Raw genomic sequence first — 23,317 nt, forward strand, 5'->3', positions numbered from 1 at the left:
GCGGCATCTCCCGATTTTTCATCGGGAATACAGCGCAAAGCCCGCTCGAACACCCAAAAATCTAACCTTTTTTTAATGTTAACTTTTCACTTTCTATTTTAAACTTTTATCTCTAAACTTTAAACGTTCTGCTTCCATCCAAACTTTTTAAAAGAAAAACTATTTAATATAAAACGTGTATTTTTGACCAAATTATTTTTTGCATGGAAACTAAAGCAACAAAGGCTTTAAAAGGAAATTACTGTAATTCTATCACCCAATATTCTAGGTTTATTACTCGTGAAGTAAACGTTGGCGGTGTTTTAATGGGCGGAAACAACCCTATTAGAATACAATCTATGACTACTACAGATACTATGGATACCGAAGGTTCTGTAGCGCAAAGTATAAGAATGATTGATGCAGGCTGCGAATATGTGCGTATTACGGCTCCTTCCATGAAAGAAGCACAAAATTTATTAGAGATTAAAAAAGGATTAGCTGCAAAAGGATACACTACGCCGCTAGTTGCCGATATTCATTTTACCCCAAACGCTGCCGAATTAGCCGCTAAAATTGTAGAAAAAGTAAGGGTAAACCCAGGTAATTACGCCGATAAAAAGAAGTTTGAAGAAATAAATTATACCCCAGAAGCCTACCAAATTGAGCTGGCAAGAATCAAGAAAAAATTTGCCCCGCTGGTAGAAATTTGCAAAGCTAACGGAACAGCAATGAGGATTGGAACCAATCATGGGTCGCTGTCAGACCGTATTATGAGTTGGTATGGAGATACTCCAAAGGGAATGGTAGAATCAGCCATGGAATTTATAAGAATTTGCCATAGTATGGATTATCATCAATTGGTAATTTCTATGAAATCTAGTAACACCCAGGTGATGGTACAGGCCTACCGTTTGTTGGTGCAAACTATGGTTGCCGAGGGAATGAATTATCCTTTGCATTTAGGGGTTACTGAGGCTGGCGATGGAGAAGATGGGAGAATAAAATCTGCAGTAGGGATTGGTACTTTATTGGAAGATGGCTTGGGCGATACCATTCGTGTTTCTTTAACCGAAGAACCTGAGTTTGAAATTCCGGTTGCACAAGCTTTGGCACAACGTTATGAAAATAGAAAGCAGGTGATGGCGGCTGACGTTGAAGAACCTGATTTTGAAATTCCAGAAGGATATTCTCCTTTTGAGTACAATAAAAGAGCTTCGGCAGAGCTAAATACGTTTATTGGTGGTCATCAAGTACCACGAGTAATTTTAGATTTATCAGACCAAAACTTAAAAGATGTAGGCATTTTAGCTGCCGCTGGATACAATTATTCGCCAATTTTAGATAAGTACAACATGGGCGATCAGTCTATTGATTTTGCTTATTTAGGTGATGAGTTACCTTCGTTTGAGTTTCCGGGGAATTTAAAACAGCTTTACAATTATAAAACTTGGCAAAATCTTTCTTCAAAAACTAATTGTCACCCATTATATAATTTGAAAGAATATTTAGTTGCTGCTGAAAAAGACATTGCATTAAATTTGGTAAGGGTTTCTAATCATGATTTAGATAGTGATGATTTTGCTGCTTTACCTTTTGATAAAACTTTGGTTTTTGTATTAGAAACCACACAAGAATGCGGCATGGCAGATCAAAGAGCTTTCTTTTTTAAGCTGATGAATGCCGGAATTGATACGCCTGTAATTATCAAAAGATCTTATGTTTTTGATGAAAATGAAAACTTAGCAGAGAAAGAATTAAAAGCTCAGCTTTATGCTGCAACTGATTTAGGCGCTTTATTATTAGGCGGTTTGGGCGATGGTGTTTGGCTAGATGCTCCTCAGGTTTCTACTAAATTTAGGGTTTCTACTTCTTTCGGAATTTTGCAAGCTACCAGATCAAGAATATCAAAAGCAGAATACATTTCTTGCCCAAGCTGCGGTAGAACTTTGTTTGATTTGCAAGAAACTACCCAAATGATTAGAAGTCGTACAGATCATTTAAAAGGGATTAAAATTGGCATTATGGGGTGCATTGTAAACGGCCCCGGTGAAATGGCTGATGCCGATTATGGTTATGTTGGTACTGGTCCTGGTAAAATTACTTTATACCGAGGTAAAGAGGTGGTGAAGAAAAATGTAAGTTCTGATAACGCTTTAAATGAGATGATAGACATCATTAAAGTGGATGGTAATTGGATAGAAAAGGAAGAAGTAAATTGATGTCATGTTGAAATGAATTTAACCGTAAATTGGGTTAAAAAATCTCAGCTGGATTAATTTTTAAAAACTCTTCCCAAGGCAAGCCTTTATTTCCAATCAATAAAACTTTAGAGGGGTTAAAATATTTTTGAAAAGCATTTAATCCAGAAAGACTGGTTGCATCATTGCTTTTCACTTCCAAAGCAATTACTCGACCTCGTTTTTCTAAAACAAAATCTACTTCATCGTTTCTGTGTCGCCAATAATAAACATTAAAATTATTAACTAAAGCGGAGTTGACTAAATGAGCTCCAATTGCCGATTCTACCATTCGGCCCCATTCTTGTTTATTTTCAAGTATTTCATTAAAAGACTCATTTCTTTGAGCGCTAATTAAAGCATTATTGTGAACCTGAAATTTTGGACTCGAAGATCTTTTTCTGATGACATCTGCGGCGTATTTTTCTATTCCTGCTAATAAACCAGCGGTATCTAAAAGTTGTAAATAATGCGAAAGCGTGGTGGTATTCCCCGCATCTTGTAATTGTCCCTGTACTTTGGTGTAAGAAAGTATTTGACCAGAGTATAAGCAGCCTAACTCAAATAAACGTTTCATTAATGCGGGTTTGTCTACTCTGGTTAACATTAAAATATCTTTAGAAATACTGGTTTCTATCAATGAATTATTGATGTAATTTTTCCATCGTTCTTCTTCATTAATTAATGAAACGGAGCCAGGATAAGCGCCAAACCAAACATATTGATTGGCAGTAAAACCAAAAGCGTCTTGCATTTCTTTAAAAGACCAATGCCCTACATAAGTAGATTCAAAACGACCGGCTAAAGATTCGGTAAGACCTTGTTGTAATAATAACCTAGATGAACCGAGTAAGATAATTTTAATGTTGATGTTTTCTCTGCTATCTTGGTCCCATAGTTTTTTAACTATTTCGCTCCAATTATCAATTTTTTGTATTTCATCAATCACTAATAGAAATTCTTCAATTCCTTCGTTTTTGATTTTAATTCTTACACTTTCCCATAAAGAGGTTAACCAAACGCTGTCAGAAGCAGGTACTGCATCAGCAGATTCAAACTGATGCGGAATGTTTATCTCCTTAATTAATTGCCCAATCAAAGTAGTTTTACCCACTTGACGAGGTCCCATTAACACTTGAATAAACTTTTTTGGTTCTTTTATTCTTGTTGTAAGTTGTTGTAAATAAGATCTTTGGAACATGTTTTACAAATTACTCAATATATTGAGTAAAATTACTCAATATATTGAGTAAAATGAAATGATCTTATAAATTGGATTTTATAGCGTAAATGAGATCATGATTTAGTCTAATATAAAATCGGCGCAAGCCTTACAAACCTGCTCTAAATCTTTAGGTAATGTTTCGTTTGTGTAGGGATGACTTGCTCCAAAAACATGATCAGCACCTTCAATAATCAATAATTCGGATTTTTGAGGTTGAATAGTGTGGAATTCTTTTGCTACTTCTACATTCACTGCAGGGTCATTATCTCCATGAATTATTAACCAAGGAGTAGATATATTTTTAGCAGCCGCTTTTAAATCAAATTCTTTTTCATGTGTAATTACATCATCTAAAAGCGAGATATTTAAGGGCATTTGTTGTTTTGTTCTGGCGTTTAGCGTATAAAGAGTGCCTGTTTTTCTCCATTCTATCTCCTCTTCGCGTTTCCATAAATCTCTAAAAGCACCAATGGCAGCCCAAGTAATTAATTTATCAATTCTAAGGTCGGTAGCGGCTTGTAAAATGCTAATTCCACCACCATGGCTGTGGCCAATCAAGGCTATTTTTAAAAAAGGAAACTTATTTTTTGCAAAACCAATTACTTGGTTTAAGTCAGATAATTCTTTAGATGGGGTGTTGTTAGAAAAAACTGTTAAATCAGTAATATCTGATAAATCTTTAGGGTTTACACCGCTATGCGAAAAATTAAATTTGATAAAATTTATGGCCTTATCAGCAAAATAGGTGGCCACCAAATGATGAGTGCCCCAATCTTTAAAACCTCTAAAACCGTGTGCAAAAATCACCACATATTCTGGATAGCGATCACAAAAAGTAATATCACCAATAATTGGTAATTCATTTACACCAGATATTTCAAATTTTTCGTTGCTAAACATATCAATCAATAATCGTATTTCTAATTTAGAAATCCTAAAAAACTTTAATAATATATAGATATAAAAAATTTAAGGAGCTCATTTTTATTAAAATCTAAAACCTGTACTAAAAGATATTACTTTACCTTCTTTAGAAAACCCATATCCTAATGATAATAAGGCTTTATTATAAAGATTAACCCATATACCGGGGCCATAACCTTGATGCCAGTTATTGTTTTCGGCAATATTTGAGCTCACTTTTGCAATGTCATAAAAAGCATAAGCTCCAAAATCTCCTGTGAATATGTAATTTCTAAAACTAGAAACAGGAATACGCATTTCTGAATTGGCAAAATAAGTAGTTCTGCCGGCAAATCTTTGGTTACGAAAACCTCTTAGGTAGTGATTGTTTCCAATTTGGTTAGCCTGGTAAAATTTGTAATTTCCAATATTAGTCTCGGCTCCAAATCTTAAAGCAAAATTTACGGGAAAAGCAATATTAGGAGTTCCGTAAGTAGTAACTACACTACTAATGTGTACAAATTTATCTTTCTCGCCATTAATTTCATTAAAGTAGTTTATAGAGTTATTCCATTTAAAACCGGTTTTAGGGGCAAGTTCATTATCTACAAAGCTCATATTGAAATAACTTTTTAGGGTTGCAAACCTACCGGGATTAGTGTAGGTACTATTTTGTGCAGCTAAAAAGGTAGGCTCGGTTCTGGTTAATATTTTTGTAAAATCAAAACCGGGCCCTATCCCAAATTTAATATGATCTGAAAGTTGATATTGGATAAAGATAGAAGAGGTTAAAACTTCTGATTTCACTCTATAAAAATCAACTTCATCATTTATATTAGTGGTGCTATTTCCTATACCGTAGTAGTTAAAAGAATAGGCAGGGCCAGCATATTTTGCATCTAAAACTAAATCGAGTTTATTTGCTAATAGAGAATAAAAAGTGCTCTTATATTTTGCAAAATAAGCTCTTGATTGTAATGAATGTAAAAGAGATGCTTTTTGCTCATAACTGTAAGGTTGTTTTCTAAACCCATAGTGTTTTATAGAGTGGACTAAACCAATAGAAATACCATCTTTTGCATTCTTAAAATCAGCATTTATAGAAAGGGATTTTTTATCGTATTTAAATCCTTCAGGTTGGTAATCGTTAACCCAATCACTTTCAGATTTAACGATTTTTGTATTTGAACCATCTTTAAAATTATTATCAGGAGTGTCAAAAAGCAGTGTTCTTCCATTTTTGGCTTCATCAGCCAGGTAATCTTTCCCTTTCCCTCCAACTATTCTTAATTTGATGGGCAATTTTGATTCTCCTTTAATCACTAAACTATCTTTTTCTCCTAATAAATAGATGTTTATTTCTCTAGTCAATTGATTATCGAAGTTTCTGGTATAAATAAGACCATCTTTTTCACCGTCTTTTTTTACTTTATACATATTAACGATGGTTTCGTCTTCGGTACGGTTAATCTCTAAAAATTCATATTTATCAGACCCAGAAATAGTGACTTCTTTTGCTAATGTTTTGTAATAACTTATGGCTGTTTTTTCTAGGTTATTCCTTCTTAATTTTAGCTTTTCTATAATTAATTCACCGGTAAGTTGGTATGCCGCCGGCGGCATTTGCTTTACCGAATTGATGATCACACTATCAGTCAGTTGACTTTGCATGGTTTGTGCAATTTTAATCCAATCCGGGTAAGAAAGCTGATTCAATAAATTTCTATCTAAGTTTCTAGCTGCAATAGAGAGTTCTGCAGGGTCTTTAATTTCCTTTTCAAAAGACTGAATATCAGGAATCATCCCTTTTATTAATTTTGGTAAAAGGCCATCAAATTTGGTAAATACTTGGTCTCTATCTCTTGGAATAGGCTTATAAGTTATTTTTTTATCTTTTTCAAATTCGGCCCATCTCCATTGGTCTTCATGCCTATCCCAATCGCCAATAAGCATATCAAATAACCGGGCAGTTAAAAAACTTTTCTGATCAACTTCGTTATCATTATCTTCTTTTAACTTTTCATACATGGTTTCTGTACTCACTGCATTTTTGGTATATCCAAAACTTTTAAATTGAGAAAGATCTTCATCAGGTCTGATTTCTATAATACCCACTTTACCGCCAACTTCTTGTAAATATGGCCCTAATAATGTAGAATAGGGCATGTAAACTAGTTTAGGATTAGCATGAAAAACTTTTACAGCATTTGCTAAGCCAGGCACAGCTAAAGCCCCAAATGGATGTGCTGATGAAATTTGATCTTGAACAAATTCATCGGCAAAAGTATTGGTAAAGCCATCAGGTAAAAGTGCGGATGGGTCTTTATTTACTGTTCTAAATTGGTATTGATTGCCATCTTTCCCCATCATTCTTAAAGAAGTGGTTTGGTTGCCTCCTCCAAGCTGTAAAGGTGTTAAGCCTCCGGCAAACGAAGTTAATTCTAAGTAAGGAATTTTGATTGGAGTTGCCCAAACGCTACGGTAATGTTCGCCAAAGATGGCTCTCTTTACTGAAGAAGCTTTGTACTGCTCGCCAACAGCCATAATTTTTGTAGAATCAGAATAGTTAATCAGGTTTTCTTCTTTTACATCTTGTTTGCTTGCAGGTAAAGAATATAAAGGAGCTCTATAAACTAATTCACCTTTGCTACCATCGCCAATAGGCTCCCAAAACTCTACCCAACATTGCCCGTTTTTATAGTAATTTAATCTAGAAAAACCTTTAGTGCCATGTCCAAATAATGCGCCGTTTCCTTTAAATAATGCGCTATTTTTACTTCCAGCGCCACTAATAATATGGTTAAGATCTTTGTATTTTGTTAATTGCAGGGCATGCTCATGTCCGGTAGCAATCACCACATTTTTTTGATCTTGTAAAACAGCCAGCAAGCTATTTTTTAGTTGTTGATAGTCTTTGTTAGAAAGATCTTGGTTTGATAAACCATATTGCCTTAATAAAGGATAAATAGAACCAATAACCGGCAGTGGAATAAATAAATTATCTCTTACCAAGGTAAGCGGAAACATGTAATCAGTAAAGGTGTAGTAGCCGCCATGTTTTCCGTTAGAAAATAAAGGATGATGCTCTGTTAAAACAATATTTTTTCCTTTGTTTCTTAGTACAATATCTTTTACTTGTGCAATAAGTTGTTCTTTAGTGGTTGAGGTGCAACCTTGCTCATAACGGTTAGATTTGCTGTATTTAGTAAGCCACCATTCGCTATCAATTACAATCACAACCAAGTTGTTGTTCATTTGAATTTCTACCGGGCCACCGCATCCATTGCTAGGTAAAAAAACATCGGTACTATCTAAGTAATTCTCAACAAATTCTTCTTGCCTTTTAATGCTGGCTAAACCTCCTGGGCGGCTTTTGTTCCAATCATGATTGCCAGGAATAAATATTTTTTTTCCTGCAAAGTCTTTCACGATTCGCATTTGCTCAATAATTTTTTTCTCCTTTTCACCACGATCAGATGCATCAACTTCGGGCAAACCGAATTCATAAATATTATCACCTAAAAAAATTGCGACATCTTTTTTGCTTGATGTTTTTTTGATAACGGTATCTCTTTTTCCGTTAGAAAAAACGGTGTCAATTTGGTAAAGCTGAGATTCCATTAACTTAAGCGTTGGCTCTTGCTCTCCAAGACTGGGATTTCCTACATCTCCAACTAAAAAGACGGTATAATCTAAGGTTAAAGAATCTGGGTTATTTGCTTTTTTCCAATCTCTTTCGCTTTTAGCGTAAAAAGGTTTGTAAGTAGTACAAGAAGCATAGCACAAACTGGCTACTAAAAGAATAAGAAGTTTGGGGTGTTTAGTTGGTATCAATGCCTGTTATTTTAATGATATTTCCTGCTTTATTTTTGCCTTCGTTAGAGATGTATAATTCGCCTTTAGCATTAAAAGCAATCCCTTCTGGTTGTATAAATTCTTTACCCTTAAACGGGATGACTTTTTTAAGTACGTTATCTTTAGATATAACAACAATAATTTGATTAATTGCTGATAGCACATACAAATCATGGCTTACAGGATGAAAAGCCATTGCAGAAGGTCTTATAATCTCGTTTAGATTTTGATTTCCAATTATTTTTAGAAATTTTTTGGATGATTCTTCAATGGCATCCCCTTTAAATTGGGCTTCAATGGCATCCAACTTAATTTGATAAGTAGGGGTGGTATTTAATTTTTTAGTAGCTAAAGAGAAGCTGTAAATTCCTTTTGTTTCTTTGTCTTTAACAATGTTTTTGTCTTTAACGGCTAGTAACAAAGTATTATTTCGACTATCAAAAGCTAAACTTTCTATATTATTTTCTGTGCTTAATTGTGTTTTAAATTGGCTAATCACAGGTTTTTTATCGGTAAAATTCTCTATTTTAAAAATAGTACCATCAGCCCTAACCACGTAAATATCATTACCCACCTTTACTAAATCTTCAAAATCATCAGGAGTAGAAAATTCAATTGTTTTAACGATCTCTTTTTTTAGTAAATCATAAAAATAAACAATACCGTTTTCATCTTCAATTGCAGCAATTAAGCTATCATTAATAAAAGTAATTCCCGAAATCTCATTTAATTCTTTGGGTAATTGGTAAACCTCATAATTTTGAGGTAATATCTTTTCTGTTTTTAATGATTTGGACTCTTTATTTTTTTTATTATTGTTTGAACAAGAGCTAAAAAAGCAACAAAGTATCATGAATGTTAATAATTTATTCATTTGTGGATTTAAAATTGTAAGATTAGTTATTCTTGTGTTAAAGTCAAATCTTATACCATGAGTTCATATTTATTTTAAACCATTTAAAAAGTATCATGAAAGAATCTCTAATTGATCATATATCAGTCTTCGTTTTCGATTTGTTTAAGGAAAAACTTTCTACAAATTATTTATATCATAATTACATTCATACCCAGCAAACTGTAGAAGCAGCAGAGAAAATTGCTAAGGGTTATGATATAAATAGTACCGAAAAAGAAGATTTATTGATTGCCGCTTGGATGCATGATACCGGATATACAAAAGGTTATAAAAACCATGAAGAAGAAAGTGTAAAAATAGCCGAAGGTTTTTTAGGAAAAGATTTCCCTAAAGCCAGATTGGAGCTCATTAAAGCATTAATTTTAAGCACCAAGGTTGATGAAAAGCATGCAAATATTTTAGAAGAAATTTTGCATGATGCTGATTATATAAACATTGGGAAAAGCAATTTTTTTGAACGAGCCGAACTATTACGCTTTGAGTGGGAACTGGTTTATGAAAAAACATATACCGATTTAGAGTGGGCACAAGTGCAATTAGACTTTATTATCTCTAAAAATTTTAAAACTACTTATGCTCAGGCTAAGTATGGCGATAAAAGAGAAAAGAATATTCAACAGCAAAAAGAGGTTGTTGAAAAATTAAAAAGTGACCAGTTTAAACTACAAACTAAAGAAGATAGTACTAAACTTAAAGCAAACAAGGAAGGAAGAGGCATAGAAACTTTATATCGTTCTGTTTATGATAATCACATGAATTTAAGTGCCCTGGCAGATAACAAGGCAAACATTATGATTAGTGTAAATACCATCATTATTTCTTTGGTGATTACCCTTTTTGGATCTAGTTATACTTTTACAGGAGAAGGAATAACTCACGTAAGATTTGTTTTTCCGATGCTTTTTTTAGTAATAAGTAGTTTGGTAGCGGTGGTATTTGCTATTTTATCTGCAAGACCTAATATTACAAGTAAAGAAAAGTACGAATTGTCTAACAAAACCAGCAGTGCGCTTTTCTTTGGTAATTTTGCTCAGCTTTCTTTAAATGAATTTGTGAGTCATGTAAAAGGATTAAAAGATGAGAAGGAATCTTTATACAGCAGTATGTCAACTGATATATATCATTTAGGTGTGGTGTTAGTCAAAAAATATAAGCTACTTACTTGGTCTTACAATATTTTTATGACGGGTTTGATATTATGCGGGGTAAGCTTTTTGGTAATTGTGATTTTTTCTTCTTAAAATTTTTACAATCAACTAAAGAAATATAGCTGTAGTGGGTGAGTCCAAAATGCTCATATTGCTCTGATCCTTTTTTAACGCTTTCCCAGTTGAACCAGTTTTTTACTGTTTTTTTATCCTTTAATTTTAAAGTATAATTATCAGTAAGTAAAATATAATTAGGTTCGGGGATTCCGTTTTTTAAAAGTTTGTGAACAAGAATAACATCTTCACCCATTAACTTAGTGCGACCTTCTATTTTTACTAAACTGATATGTCCAAAATGGATGACGATTTTTATACCCAATTGTTCATCAGCTAAAAACTGTTGGTATTCTTCGGGATGTGAAGTTTGGTAAGAATCAATTTTTTCTTTAAAAGTGTCGTAAATGTTTTTACACTGTTTGGCTACTTTACCCACAGCAGGAAGTCTGCCGGTACGGTAAAAAAAAACGGCATCACCTTCAACTTCAGCCACCTTCATGTCTAACATGTTTGAAGAAACAATCTGATTGAGGAGATCAGTAATTACCTGGTTGGCAAAAACCGTTTCGGTAGAGGTAATAAATTTAGTGAAACCCGTAAGGTCTGGTATACAAAAGAATACAGGAACCAAAGATTTATTTTTCATGACAATTAAAAACCAGCTATTTTTTGAAACGATTTTAAAACACCAAGCTTACAAATAAAAATAGCTTCGATGAAGAAGCTATTTTGTAGCGGGGAGCAGGATCGAACTGCCGACCTCAGGGTTATGAATCCTGCGCTCTAACCATCTGAGCTACCCCGCCGTGGGTTTAAACACTGTTTTATTGTGTTTTTTTAATTTTATTTGACTTATTTGTTGAAGCATGGTTAACACTACAACAGCCATTTGCGAGTGCAAAGATGCGAATTTTTTTAAATAAATGATAAACTTCTTCTGTTTTTTAAACGATAAAAATAGACTTGTGAAGTTATCTGTAAGGATGTGCTTGATAATACATTCAAAAACAATTATTTAAAGAGCCACAAAGTAAATAGTGAAATTTATATTTATGAATTTAAGCGCCTAATTAATGATCAAAAACTCCACTGTATAGCAGTTTTTTAGTCATTATATTTTTGTTATTGATTTCAAGATGAATAATCTTACGTTGTTTCCAATTATTATTAGTACAATTGAATTAATCAACCAATATGTTTTGAAAATTGAGTTGCATTTATAGACTAAAATACTTTCCTTTAGAAAAAGAAGGCAAGAAAATTTTTTTCAAGTTTAATCTTTTATAGATATTTATACATGGCCGAAAAGTTAAAATTTGTTCTGGAATACGAAATTAGATCTTCTCCTAAAATACTTTATAGTTTTATTAGCGAACCTAATGGTTTAGCACAATGGTTTTCTGATGATGTACGCGTAAGAGACCACGTTTACAATTTTATTTGGGACGATGGTGAGGAGCAAAAAGCAAAGCTTTTATCTTTCAAGGAAAATAAATTAGTGAAATTTCATTGGGTTGATGATGAGCCTTACACTTATTTTGAATTAGAAATTGTGAAAGATGAGTTAACTAATGATGTAGCGTTATTAGTTACTGATTTTGCTTTAGAGGAAAATTTAAAAGACCGCCAGTTGATTTGGAATATTCAAATAGAAGGTCTTTTAAGTGTAATTGGAGCTTGATTTTTTGCTAATTTAGCAAAGTGAAAAAAATTCATCTTTTACTATTAAGAGCATTCATACGGCCGTTTATTGTCACTTTTTTTATTGTGATGTTTTTACTGCTGATGCTTTTTCTTTTTAAATACATAGATGATTTAATTGGAAAAGGTTTTGAATGGTATGTAATTCTACAGCTGTTGATGTATGCCTCAGCTACCAATGTGGCTATGGCACTGCCACTTTCTATTCTTCTTTCCTCCATCATGACTTTTGGAAACTTGGGTGAAAATTACGAGCTGGTTGCCATAAAATCTGCGGGTATATCACTTCAAAGAGCTATGGCTCCCTTGTTTGTTTTAATTACATTTTTAGGTATTGGCGCATTTTTGTTTTCAGATTATATGCTGCCGGTAGCTAATTTGAAAATGGGTTCGTTACTTTATGATGTAAGAGAGCAAAAAGCTGCTTTTTTAATTGAAGAAGGGATTTTTAACAACAGTATCCCCGGTTACTCTATCAGGGTAGAAAAGAAATTACAAACAGATAGTGGAGACATATTAAGAGACATAGTAATATACGATCAATCTAATGCGCAAGGGAATACCAATGTTTTAATGGCCCGTGAAGGGGAAATGAGTAAAACAAAAGATGGTAATTTTTTGATTTTGACTTTAAGAGATGGTGTAAGATATGAAGAAAGACAAGGTAAAACTGGCTATAACCCAAGGCAGCAATTAACTAGATTAAGATTTAAAGAAACCGAGCAAAAATTTGATCTTTCCAGCTTTCAATTTAAAAGAGAAGATGAAAGCCTTTTTAAAAGTAATTATCAAATGTTAAACCTTAAACAATTGGTAGCCTCTAAAGATTCGGTTTCTAAACTTAATGATAGCATTACAAAAACTACTTTTAATGCAGTAAAGCCTTATTTTAAAATATACTATCAAGCTAACAGATATAAATCATCAAAAACTTTAGATAGTCTTAACTTTAAAAAGCAAAAAATATTTGCAGGAATAAGAAAAAATCAAAAGGAAATGATTGTTGTAAGTGCTAAGGAAAATGCCAGAATGGTAAAAGAAGCAGTTTCAACAATTAATGTACAATCAACAGATTATATCAATATTATTAGAAGATATTTAATAGAATACAATAAGAAATTTACGTTGGCATTTTCTTGCTTGGTTTTATTTTTTATTGGTGCACCTTTAGGCGCCATTATTAGAAAAGGAGGCCTAGGTTTACCAGTTGTAGTATCGGTAGTTTTCTTTTTAATTTATCATATCATTAGCACTGTTGGAGAAAAATATGTTAAAGGAGGCAATCTTTCTCCTGTAATAGGCATGTGGTTGGCCATTTTTGTTCTTACTCCTGTGGGATTGTTTTTAACTTATAAAGCAACCATAGATTCGGCTTTGTTTGATGTAGACGCTTATAAAAATCTCTACAAAAAAGTATTCAATCGCAAAAAGAAAGATTAATGATCGAATATTTTTTTTGGGTTTTCATCTTTTTAATAGTCTACACCTATCTTGTTTATCCGGCAATTCTAAATATTATAGCAAAAAAAATAAAAGTTTCTCCTTTAGAAACTGATTTAGAACCTTTCGTTTCTATCATTATTCCGGTTTATAATGAAGAGCTATGCATCAAAAGTAAAATCGAATCTATTTTCAAGAATAATTATCCTTTAGATAAAATAGAAGTAATTGTTTATTCAGATGGATCTGATGATCAAACTGAAAATATTGTTATCCATTTGATGGATTTACATCCTCAACTTAAATTCTTATCGCATCAGGAAAGAAAAGGAAAATCATTTGTGGTTAATAAATTAGTTGAAGCCTCAAAATTTGATTTGATCTTATTAACTGATGCCAATATCATTTTTGAGAAAGATGCAATTAAGCAAAACCTTAAAAACTATTCGGATAAAAATATAGGTTTAGTGGCCAGTTTAGTCATCAATCAAATTCCCAAAGATGATCATATCACTTATCAAGAAAAAAAATATGTTTCTTGGGAGAATAATATCAAATATAACGAGGGTTTAATTTGGGGAAGTACAATTGCTCCATTTGGTGCTTGTTTCTCTTTCAGAAAAGAGTTTTTTGTAACTATTCCAGAGAATTTTTTGGTCGACGATTTTTTTATTGCCACTCAAGTTTTAAAAAAGAATCAGCGCTGTATTTTAGAAAAGGAATCGCTTTGTTATGAAGAATTAATAGGTTCTGTAGCTGTAGAATTTAAGAGAAGAAAAAGAATTTCGGCCGGAAATTTCCAGAATTTGGCCTATTTTTTTAAAACTTTCACTCAAATATTTAAGCCAATCGGCTTTTGTTTTTGGTCACACAAAGGTTTGCGGTGGTTTACTCCATTTTTTTTATTGAGTATCTTAATCTTCAATTTTTTACTTTTAGATAAGGGTTGGATTTATCAGGTTGTAATGATTTTTCAGGTACTTTTTTATTGCACCCCTCTGACGGTTTATGTCGCCAGTAAATTAAAGTCAATCAATAAATTGGTTAAATTTGCACACTATTTTCTGATGATGAATATAGCCTTGATGATAGGTTTTTTCAATTATTTAAGAGGGATAGAAGTGGGTTATTGGGATATAACTCAAAGAAGAAGATGATATGCTAAATACAATAGAAGAAGCAATTGAAGATTTAAAAGCAGGTAAAATAATCATTGTAGTAGATGATGAAGACCGCGAAAACGAGGGTGATTTTTTAACTGCAGCCAGAAATGCTACTCCAGAAGTGATTAACTTTATGGCCACTCATGGCAGAGGTTTAATTTGTGCTCCTTTAACACAGCAAAGATGTAGTGAATTAGATTTAGAATTAATGGTTGGACGCAATACAGCCACTTTTGAAACTAATTTTACGGTTTCTGTTGATTTAAACGGACATGGTTGTAGCACCGGAATTTCGGCTTCAGACCGTTCAAAAACTATTTTAGCATTAATTGACCCAAAAACAACGCCAGAAGATTTAGGAAGACCAGGGCATATTTTTCCTCTGATTGCTAAAAATGGAGGCGTTTTAAGAAGAGCAGGACATACAGAGGCGGCCATAGATTTAGCCGTTTTAGCAGGTTTAGAACCAGCAGGAGTGATTTGTGAAATCATGAATGAACAAGGTGAAATGGCTAGGTTACCTGAGCTTGAAATAATGGCTAGGGATTTAAACATGAAAATAATTTCTATTGAGGAGTTGATTGCTTATCGTTTAAGAACCGAATCATTAATTAAAAAAGAAGTAACTATTAATTTACCTACCCAGTGGGGCGATTTTGAAATGGCTGCTTTTACCCAAGTGAATACCCAAGAAAACCATATTGCTTTAATTAAGGGTAGCTGGGAAGAAAATGAGCCTGTTTTAGTGAGAGTGCATAGCTCTTGTATTACCGGAGATATTTTTGGCTCTTGTAGATGTGATTGTGGCCCGCAATTGCATAAATCTATGGAAATGATAGAGAAAGAAGGAAAGGGATTGATTCTTTACATGAATCAAGAGGGTAGAGGAATTGGTTTAATAAACAAACTAAAAGCTTACAACCTTCAAGAAGCGGGCATGGATACCATTGATGCTAATATTGCCTTGGGCTTTAAAATGGACGAAAGAGATTATGGTGTTGGGGCACAAATTTTAAGAAGCTTAGGGGTAAGAAAAATGCGTTTAATGACTAACAATCCAACAAAAAGAGCTGGGTTAATTGGTTATGGATTAGAAGTGGTAGAAAATATTCAGATAGAAATTGAATCTAACAAGCACAACGACACTTATTTAAAAACTAAAAGAGATAGGATGGGGCACACCATCATGAAAAGTGATTCGTAATTATTGCCATTAGTCTTGTTCCTCCTCTTTAGGAGGAACAATTAATTTTTGCATTGTTTTAGGCTTTTCTTTAGATTCTTCAGCTTCTTTCTTTTCCTGTTTTGTTTTTCTTCCAAAAGTGCTTTTAATAAACTCATCAAAAGTATCATACTCCTGAACGTAAACTAAACCCAAACCATTAATATAAATATCACTGCTTAAGTTAAAGAAATCTCGGTTTGCAGGTCTTTGAAAAACCTTACCTACAAAACTTCCATCTTTTCTAATATCATAAGTCATCTCTCCATCTCTGGTTAATTCACTCAGGGTAGAATTAAATACATTATTATTAAATAGATCGTTGTTGTATTTGTTATTGGCAAGGTTACCACTAATTTTTAAACGGCCATTAAGAAAACTATACCCAAAACCAATCTCACTTAAAGAGCGCATATTCAAGTCTAAATTTTTAAGATTTAAAGATTGTGATATAATATTGTTTAGTTTACTCAATCCTAATTCTAAACCAGAGCCTATTAAAGTTTGCTCATCTAATCCAATACCTGCACTAGAGTTTCCATTAAAGTTATTTCTTACCACCAAATTTATCACTTGTTGGGCTTCATTATCCTTATCATCTAAATAGCCTTGCAGTTCTGTTTTAATGCTGGAGTTATTAGGAAAATTAAGGTTAAAATCTATTTCTGGATTAAGTAAAGAGCCTTTTAAAAGCATTTCGGCTTCGGCTACTACTCTTGTATTTCTTTGATCATCTGTTACGGTTCTACCTGCGGCACTGTAAAGAGGTAATAATGATGTTCTTGTTGTATAAACCGCGTTTAAATTAATTTCAGCATCAGCTGGGTTACCCGTCCAGCGGATGGTACCACCTTTTCTTATATCAAAAGTTTTATTGATGATATTATTGGCTGTAAAGTCAAATTGCCCTTGGTTTATAATATAATCACCTCGCATTTCAAAATCACCTAAAGTGGTAATCTTTAAATTTAACTGTGCATCACCGGCGCCACTTAAATTTCCTACCTCGGTTAAAATATTAACAGTAGATTTCTCATCTACTTCTAAATTAAATTCCATGGTTAAGCCATTAAAAAACTTATCATCAGTTTTTTTATTTAGGCTAGAATCTTTAGCTACATAAACTATAAAATCATTAGCTCCAACTGTTGATGCCCCATTTAATGGGATGGTAAAAACAGTACCTTCTTCTGTTTTGGCTTTGATATTAATCCTCATGGCATTTGTAGGGCCAACAAAACTAAAATTACCAGTACTAAATGCTTTTCCATAATAAAGCGGGTTATTACTAGCTGTGGTGTTTAATGCCATAAAGTTGTTGGCATCTATTTTAAGATTGATGATAGGATTAGTAGGATTGTTAATGTCAACTGTACCGTTTGCTATAGCGGTATTTTGAAACTCGTCTTTTAAGGTTAATCCGTTTACCTTAATTACACTATTTTCAATGCTTATTTCATCATTAATGGTATAAGCGGTTTGCAAATAATTTACCGTAAGACCCGAGTTTACAAAGCTTACATTTCCATTAATTTTTGGGGCACTAAACTTACCACTCACTTTTAAATCAGATGAAATTTGTCCTTTAAGTTTTGATACTAAAGTTTTTACAGCAGGTTCAAAAATGATGAGCTCTGTTTTATCTAAAATAAGATCTAAGTTTAAATTGTTGGTTTCGCTTTTGAAATCTACATTACCTTTAACGTCCATGGTTTTACTGCCGCCTTTAAAAAGTACAGCATCCACATCTATTTTGCTAGTAAAGTTGTTATAAGTAGAAGCCATTTTAAGGTCTCCAACTTGGGTATCGTTATATTTTAAGGAATCAATAGTAATATCTGATTGTATTTTTGGGGTACCTAAAATTGCCGAGAGGTTGGCCGTTCCATTCATGGTTCCGTTTAGTTTTACGCCAAAGCTTTTGGTTAACTGACTTAATGAAGTGAGTTTCAAATCTTGTATCACTACCTCTAATTGGTCGTCTTCTGATGAAGAAATAGCGCCATTTATGGCGAATAATTGTTTATCGCTAGAAAGCTCAAAGCCATCTATAAGGGTTCTGTTATTATCAAATTTAATTCTTACCTGATCTCTTATTTTCCAAACTTGGTTATCAATAATTACATCAGAAGGCAGCAAGCTAATTTTAGCCAAAGTATCTAAACCAAATTCAATTAAACCGTATAAATCCAGTTGGTTGGTGGCGTCTTTATCAGATAATTTCACGTTAAAAGTAAGACTATCATTTTTTAATGTATTTTGAATGATGATGTTTTGTACAAATACGCCTCCTTCAGATAATTCAATTTTATCTAAAGATATGGTGGCAACTAAATTTTCACTGGTAGTGCTTTCATCAAGAATGATATTACTAAAAGTCATTCCGTCATAAGTTAAGGTTTTTATATATCCGTTAACTGTAGCAATATCCTTTTCAGTATCAAATATGCCATTAAAGGCTCCACGTTCTGGGATTTTTAATTTTGGAATAAACAGACTCGAAATAAAGTCGAAGTTTTTAAGATCTATGTTAAACTCAAAATTCTGAGGTTTTGAAGGGTAAATTTTAGTTTGGAAAGATGGGATATATTTTTTTACAATAGTTTTAAATGCTGATGGTAAAGTGGCTAAATCATAATTTCCTTTTATTTTAGCATCTCCAATATCAGAAGTTAAGGCTAATAATCTGTCCTTACCAATGCCTTCGGCTTTTAAATAAACAGAATCAACAACAAAAGATCTTTCATTATTGGTTAACCTAATTTGATGAATAGCTAAATCTCCTTGAATGTTTTCTAAGCTGTTGCCTGTAAAATTAGTTCTAATATCAGCATCTATTTGTATGGTATCTGTTGTGAAATTTAGGGCTTTTAAATTGGCGCCTTTAACATTTGCAACAAAATTAAAATCGGGTAATTTTGGATTAAGGTTGGCTAATCCGGTAAAATCTAATTTAACATTTTTATCATTTACGGTAAGTTTACCATCAAAAAGTTGACCTCTAATTTTACCATTAACAGCAATGTTTTTATACCTGTAATTGTTATAATCAAAGTAAGTAGCTTTTGCAGTAAGGGTTTCTGTTAACGATTTTATATCAAATCCTCTACCATTTACATTAGCTATAAAGCTTGTCCTATTAAGAGAAGGCTCATCTAATAAATCGCCAAGGTTAAAATCAATAGCTTGTAATTTGCCAGAATAAGAAGGAATACCAGCGCCGTTAATTTTCATGTTCACATCAGATTTTAACCTGCCTAATTTGGTTTTAAAATCTCCGTAAGCAATAAAATCGTTTTGAAAACCAGTAAATTGACCTGTAAAATTGATGTTTCCAAACTTGGTTAAAATAGGAGGAATATTTTTAGCTCTTTTTCCTGTGACTTTTTCAATGATGTATTCAATATCAGTTTTATTGGTGTAAACCTGATCGAAATCTAAATCTAAAAAAGTGTTTTTTAAATCGGGTAAACCTTTAACATGAAAATTACCTTTTACGTAACTGGCTTTACCTGTTTTTAAGGTGAAATTTTTAGCTTTAAAATCATCAACTTTTCCTTTAATATCACCGCTCACATCAAAAGATAAATTCATGTTGCTTAGCTGTGGTGCAAAAAAAGCAATATCCTTAGCGTTAATCTTAGCGTTTTTAAAATGGCCTTCTAAAACAACCTTATTCTGAATATCGTTAAAGTCTGAAAAATCCTTAAACTTCATACTAAAATAATCAGTTAAAGTAGTGTTAGGAGTTTTCAAAACCATTCTTTCCAAAACAATTTTGTTGGTATCTATGGTAGCAGCGGCTGTTAAGTCTTTTAAGATAAAACCACTTTTCTCAAAAAAATTTAAGTGATTAATTTGGGCTTTAAAGATGAAATTTTTAGTGTCTAAATTATTAATAATAGCACTTAAATGTTTTACATGCACATCATCATAATTAACTCCCTTCATTAAAGTGTCTTTAATTAAGTAGTTTTTGTACTTAAAATCTAAATTTTTAACCACAACATTATTGATGGTCACATCAAAAGGCTTAATCTTTTTTGTAGTATCTACTGGGCCTTGGTTAAAATAATCTATTAAAAAAGATAAATTGGTTGTACTGTCTTTATAAGTTTTTAAATAAAACTTTCCGTTTTCTAATTCAATATTTTGTAGTGTAATTTTTCTTTCAGAGAAGGGAGCGAAATAGCTAATATCTACAGTAAGTTTTGGGGCATTTATTAAAGTATCTTTATTTAAATCTTGAAGATAAAACCCTTCTAAAACCAAAGATTTAAAAGGTTTTAGGTATAAACTCTTAATTTCTACCTTGGTTTTTAATTCTTCAGACAAATAATTGGCAGCTTTTTTTGCTGCCCAAGTTTGAACGGGTTTAAATTGAAGCGAGAAAATTAACCCGCCTAACAATAGTAGAATGGCAATTAAAACGTAAAGGGTGATTTTGAATACTTTTTTGATAGTTTTGTATTTTAATTTTAAACTCTTTTTTGTGTCAATTATTCTTGGAATAGAATCTTCTTGTGATGAAACCTCTGCTTCTATTTGCATAGACGGAGAAATTTTATCTAATGTTATTGCTAATCAAGCTATTCATCACCAATACGGCGGCGTTGTTCCAGAATTAGCATCTCGTGTTCATCAACAAAACATCATTCCAGCCGTTCACCAGGCAATTGTTCAAGCAAAAATAAACAAAAATCACATAGATGCAGTAGCTTTTACTAGAGGGCCAGGTTTGTTAGGCTCTTTATTAATAGGTACATCTTTTGCCAAGTCATTTGCATTAGCAAATAGCATTCCGTTAATTGAGGTGAACCACATGCAGGCTCATATTTTAGCGCATTTTATTGATCATCCTAAGCCAACATTCCCTTTTCTTTGTTTAACCGTATCTGGAGGGCATACGCAAATAGTTTTGGTAAAAGATTATTTTGATATGCAAATAGTTGGCGAAACTTTAGATGACGCCGCAGGCGAAGCTTTTGATAAAACAGCTAAAATTTTAAATTTACCTTACCCGGGTGGCCCATTAATAGATCAACATGCAAAAACTGGTGATCCCAAAAAATATAAATTTCCCGAACCTCAAATTCCCGAATTAAATTTCAGCTTTAGCGGCTTAAAAACTTCTATTCTTTATTTTGTAAGAGATCAACTAAAAGCAAATCCAAATTTTTTAATAGAGAACATGAATGATGTTTGTGCTTCTGTGCAAGCTAGAATAGTTTCAATTCTGTTAAATAAACTCAAAAAAGCAGCCGATTTGTATCAAATAAAGGATGTAGCCATTGCTGGTGGAGTATCGGCAAACTCAGGTTTAAGAGAGGGCTTAATACAATTAGCCGCTCAAAAAAATTGGAACGTTTTTATCCCAAAATTTGAATATTGTACAGATAATGCCGCTATGATAGCCATTGCAGGTTATTATAAATACTTAAACAAAGATTTTGTGGGGCAAGATGTTGCTCCTTTAGCCCGAATGCCTTTTTAATTTTATGAAATATCTTATCGTTGGATTAGGAAATATAGGATCAGAATATGCCGATAATCGTCATAACATTGGCTTTATGGTGTTAGACCAAATGGTGAAAGAAGCAGGTGTAAAGTTTTCTACTATGCGCTTGGCAGCTTACACAGAAATTAATTTAAAAGGAAGAACACTGCATTTAATAAAACCTACTACTTACATGAATTTAAGTGGTAAAGCCGTAACCTATTGGATGCAGGACTTAAAAATCCCAAAAGAAAATATCCTTATTATAGTAGATGATTTAGCCATTCCATTTGGTTCTTTAAGATTAAAACCTAAAGGAAGTGCCGCTGGGCATAATGGTTTAAAAAGTATAGAAGGTATGCTAGATAGCAATGAATATGCTCGTTTGCGCTTCGGAATTGGGGATAATTACCCAAAAGGTAGGCAGGTAGATTATGTTTTAAGTGGTTTTGATGCTGATGAATTGCCCGCACTTCCAGCTTTAATAGATAAATCTATAGAAATGATTAAAAGCTTTGCAACCATAGGAGTAGAGCTCACCATGACAAATTTTAATAAATAGAAAAGCAATTTCCTGTGCTTTTTCGTTCCGCTAGTCACGCTATACGTTATAGTCCTCGCCCTATTTCCTCAAAAAGAAATAGCGCTGTGGGCTGCCACTGCTATCGTGTTTATATAAATTAGGCCTATGCAATTCAAAAAATCTTTAAATTCGTAGCATGAAAGTAAAAGTATTCGGCATCCCAAATTGTGGTTCGGTTAAAAAAGCCCGAACTTTTTTAGAAGAAAACAACATCGATTATGATTTTCACGACTATAAAAAAGAAGGTATTTCTGAAGAGCAACTTCAAAAATGGTGTGAAGAATTTGGTTGGGAAACCGTACTAAATAAAAAAGGTATGACTTGGAGAAACTTAGATGAGGCTACAAAATTAGCCGTTCAGGATCAACAATCAGCCATTAAAATAATGAAACAACAAACCAGCGCTATCAAAAGACCTGTAATAGAAAGCGGAAAAGGCAACCTCATTGGTTTTGACGAAAACCAATACCAAAGCAATTTTTTGTAATAAAAAGTCTGTAAAGCGTTAAATAACGTTAAGTATTTGCTAATGATCAGATATTAATAGAATTTTGTAAATAATGAAAAACAGTTTAATTATACTTTTTTTTCTTTTCCCACTTTTTTTGCAAGCTCAAAATGTGCTTACAGGCACAGCCTATGATGCAAATAGTAGAAGTAAATTAAAACTAGTTTTTGTAAACAACCTTACCCAAAGAGAAGTTGACCACAGCGGACAAAAAGGTGATTTTTCTTTAACCGCCGAATTAGGTGATTTAGTAGTTTTTTCTTGCCCTGGTTACCAAAGTGATACCTTAATTATAGAAAATTTAAGTCCTAAAATGGTAATTATGAGGCCAAGCCTTATTGTTTTAGATGAAGTTGTGGTAAATGCAAAAGCCATTAACAGACCAGAAAACGTGAGGTCGGTTTATTCATCAGCATATTCTTTAGCTACCACAAACGTTTTATCTTCTGATGGTAAAGTAAGTTTGGTAAACGCTTTTAGTAAACAATCCCAGCAAAATAGAGCTTTCCAAAAATTTATGGATAGTGAGTTAAATGAAAAACTAATTGATCAAAAGTTTAATAAAACTTTAGTAACCGAATTAACTAAAATAAGAGGGCAGCTTTTAGAAGACTTTATGTCTTATTTTCGTCCAACTTACTCTCAGGTTTCCACCATGAATGATGTAGACTTAAGAACCTACATTGTAAACTCCTATAATAAATACATTAAGCTACCTGCCGAAGAAAGAATTTATCCGCCTTTACCCAAAACATCATTTGGAGGGAGGTAATTTGTTTCACGTATTTCTTATCAATCTCTTCATAAAAGATAATGAACACTGTTTTGATACAGCCGTATATCAAAAATATTACCCTCAAGTATAAAGTTAGATTTGAAA

At 32.8% G+C, this 23,317-nt stretch carries 16 protein-coding genes and 1 tRNA gene; 10 read left to right on the forward strand and 7 right to left on the reverse strand.

The genetic code is table 11. The features are described 5' to 3' along the window. Positions 1-203 precede the first annotated feature (203 nt). A complete protein-coding gene (gene ispG, locus FA046_RS06395) occupies positions 204-2,201 on the forward strand; it encodes a (E)-4-hydroxy-3-methylbut-2-enyl-diphosphate synthase (RefSeq protein WP_136825559.1) in 1,998 nt (665 codons plus the stop codon). Between the two features lie 34 nt (positions 2,202-2,235). On the opposite strand, the gene FA046_RS06400 is transcribed toward ispG, so the two are convergent. From FA046_RS06400 to FA046_RS06415, 4 genes are all read right to left on the reverse strand, one after another. Then, entirely contained in the window at positions 2,236-3,420 is a 1,185-nt protein-coding gene (locus FA046_RS06400; protein ID WP_136825560.1) for an ATP-binding protein, read from the reverse strand. Between the two features lie 102 nt (positions 3,421-3,522). Further along, positions 3,523-4,344 (reverse strand): alpha/beta hydrolase, encoded by an 822-nt coding sequence (locus FA046_RS06405; RefSeq protein WP_136825561.1) that lies wholly within the window; start codon positions 4,342-4,344, stop codon positions 3,523-3,525. Between the two features lie 87 nt (positions 4,345-4,431). Continuing rightward, positions 4,432-8,181 (reverse strand): metallophosphoesterase, encoded by a 3,750-nt coding sequence (locus tag FA046_RS06410; protein WP_136825562.1) that lies wholly within the window; start codon positions 8,179-8,181, stop codon positions 4,432-4,434. Continuing rightward, the gene (locus FA046_RS06415; RefSeq protein ID WP_136825563.1) at positions 8,168-9,076 is read right to left on the reverse strand and encodes an SdiA-regulated domain-containing protein; all 909 of its coding nucleotides are present in this window, start codon (positions 9,074-9,076) and stop codon (positions 8,168-8,170) included. Before FA046_RS06415 ends, FA046_RS06410 begins: the two co-directional genes overlap by 14 nt. Positions 9,077-9,171: 95 nt before the next feature. On the opposite strand from FA046_RS06415, the gene FA046_RS06420 reads away from it, so the two are divergent. Next, a complete protein-coding gene (locus FA046_RS06420; RefSeq protein WP_136825564.1) occupies positions 9,172-10,359 on the forward strand; it encodes a Pycsar system effector family protein in 1,188 nt (395 codons plus the stop codon). Here FA046_RS06420 and FA046_RS06425 read toward each other — a convergent pair. Further along, on the reverse strand, positions 10,298-10,969 hold the full coding sequence (locus FA046_RS06425; RefSeq protein ID WP_136825565.1) for a DUF2652 domain-containing protein: 672 nt from the start codon (positions 10,967-10,969) through the stop codon (positions 10,298-10,300). The two genes, FA046_RS06420 and FA046_RS06425, sit on opposite strands and share 62 nt — an antisense overlap. An 86-nt stretch (positions 10,970-11,055) precedes the next feature. Further along, a tRNA-Met gene (locus FA046_RS06430) sits at positions 11,056-11,129 on the reverse strand. Positions 11,130-11,620: 491 nt separating this feature from the next. Between FA046_RS06430 and FA046_RS06435 the strand changes: the two genes are divergently transcribed. The 4 genes from FA046_RS06435 to FA046_RS06450 are packed head-to-tail and all read left to right on the forward strand — an operon-like array spanning position 11,621 to position 15,831. Continuing rightward, positions 11,621-12,004 carry an START-like domain-containing protein gene (locus FA046_RS06435; RefSeq protein WP_136825566.1) on the forward strand — a complete coding sequence of 128 codons (384 nt, stop codon included), beginning with the start codon at positions 11,621-11,623 and terminating at the stop codon, positions 12,002-12,004. 20 nt (positions 12,005-12,024) lie between these two features. Then, positions 12,025-13,464 (forward strand): LptF/LptG family permease, encoded by a 1,440-nt coding sequence (locus tag FA046_RS06440; RefSeq protein ID WP_136825567.1) that lies wholly within the window; start codon positions 12,025-12,027, stop codon positions 13,462-13,464. Further along, positions 13,464-14,621, forward strand: a complete 1,158-nt coding sequence (locus FA046_RS06445) for a glycosyltransferase (protein ID WP_136825568.1) — start codon at positions 13,464-13,466, stop codon at positions 14,619-14,621. Before FA046_RS06440 ends, FA046_RS06445 begins: the two co-directional genes overlap by 1 nt. 1 nt (position 14,622) lies before the next feature. After that, positions 14,623-15,831 carry a bifunctional 3,4-dihydroxy-2-butanone-4-phosphate synthase/GTP cyclohydrolase II gene (locus FA046_RS06450; protein WP_136825569.1) on the forward strand — a complete coding sequence of 403 codons (1,209 nt, stop codon included), beginning with the start codon at positions 14,623-14,625 and terminating at the stop codon, positions 15,829-15,831. A gap of 9 nt (positions 15,832-15,840) precedes the next feature. Here FA046_RS06450 and FA046_RS06455 read toward each other — a convergent pair whose 3' ends face one another. Then, a complete protein-coding gene (locus tag FA046_RS06455; protein WP_225870891.1) occupies positions 15,841-20,400 on the reverse strand; it encodes a translocation/assembly module TamB domain-containing protein in 4,560 nt (1,519 codons plus the stop codon). On the opposite strand from FA046_RS06455, the gene tsaD reads away from it, so the two are divergent. From tsaD to FA046_RS06475, 4 genes are all read left to right on the forward strand, one after another. Then, positions 20,342-21,343 (forward strand): tRNA (adenosine(37)-N6)-threonylcarbamoyltransferase complex transferase subunit TsaD, encoded by a 1,002-nt coding sequence (gene tsaD, locus FA046_RS06460; RefSeq protein WP_136825570.1) that lies wholly within the window; start codon positions 20,342-20,344, stop codon positions 21,341-21,343. The genes FA046_RS06455 and tsaD overlap by 59 nt on opposite strands. A gap of 4 nt (positions 21,344-21,347) precedes the next feature. After that, on the forward strand, positions 21,348-21,908 hold the full coding sequence (pth, locus tag FA046_RS06465) for an aminoacyl-tRNA hydrolase (RefSeq protein WP_136825571.1): 561 nt from the start codon (positions 21,348-21,350) through the stop codon (positions 21,906-21,908). Positions 21,909-22,065: 157 nt separating this feature from the next. After that, positions 22,066-22,416: an ArsC family reductase gene (locus tag FA046_RS06470; RefSeq protein WP_136825572.1), complete on the forward strand. Its 351-nt coding sequence runs from the start codon at positions 22,066-22,068 to the stop codon at positions 22,414-22,416. Positions 22,417-22,489: 73 nt separating this feature from the next. Next, a complete protein-coding gene (locus FA046_RS06475) occupies positions 22,490-23,209 on the forward strand; it encodes a hypothetical protein (RefSeq protein ID WP_136825573.1) in 720 nt (239 codons plus the stop codon). Positions 23,210-23,317: the final 108 nt, after the last annotated feature.

It is taken from the genome of Pedobacter cryophilus (genome assembly GCF_005116455.1).
Taxonomy (GTDB): Bacteria; Bacteroidota; Bacteroidia; order Sphingobacteriales; family Sphingobacteriaceae; genus Pseudopedobacter; species Pseudopedobacter cryophilum.

Coding starts and splice junctions, on each gene's coding strand:
- FA046_RS06450 (WP_136825569.1), top strand. CDS start 14,623: ATGCTAAATACAATAGAAGAAGCAATTGAAGATTTAAAAGCAGGTAAA.
- FA046_RS06455 (WP_225870891.1), bottom strand. CDS start 20,400: ATGCAAATAGAAGCAGAGGTTTCATCACAAGAAGATTCTATTCCAAGA.
- FA046_RS06445 (WP_136825568.1), top strand. CDS start 13,464: ATGATCGAATATTTTTTTTGGGTTTTCATCTTTTTAATAGTCTACACC.
- FA046_RS06470 (WP_136825572.1), top strand. CDS start 22,066: ATGAAAGTAAAAGTATTCGGCATCCCAAATTGTGGTTCGGTTAAAAAA.
- FA046_RS06475 (WP_136825573.1), top strand. CDS start 22,490: ATGAAAAACAGTTTAATTATACTTTTTTTTCTTTTCCCACTTTTTTTG.
- FA046_RS06415 (WP_136825563.1), bottom strand. CDS start 9,076: ATGAATAAATTATTAACATTCATGATACTTTGTTGCTTTTTTAGCTCT.
- ispG (WP_136825559.1), top strand. CDS start 204: ATGGAAACTAAAGCAACAAAGGCTTTAAAAGGAAATTACTGTAATTCT.
- FA046_RS06435 (WP_136825566.1), top strand. CDS start 11,621: ATGGCCGAAAAGTTAAAATTTGTTCTGGAATACGAAATTAGATCTTCT.
- FA046_RS06425 (WP_136825565.1), bottom strand. CDS start 10,969: ATGAAAAATAAATCTTTGGTTCCTGTATTCTTTTGTATACCAGACCTT.
- pth (WP_136825571.1), top strand. CDS start 21,348: ATGAAATATCTTATCGTTGGATTAGGAAATATAGGATCAGAATATGCC.
- FA046_RS06420 (WP_136825564.1), top strand. CDS start 9,172: ATGAAAGAATCTCTAATTGATCATATATCAGTCTTCGTTTTCGATTTG.
- FA046_RS06405 (WP_136825561.1), bottom strand. CDS start 4,344: ATGTTTAGCAACGAAAAATTTGAAATATCTGGTGTAAATGAATTACCA.
- FA046_RS06400 (WP_136825560.1), bottom strand. CDS start 3,420: ATGTTCCAAAGATCTTATTTACAACAACTTACAACAAGAATAAAAGAA.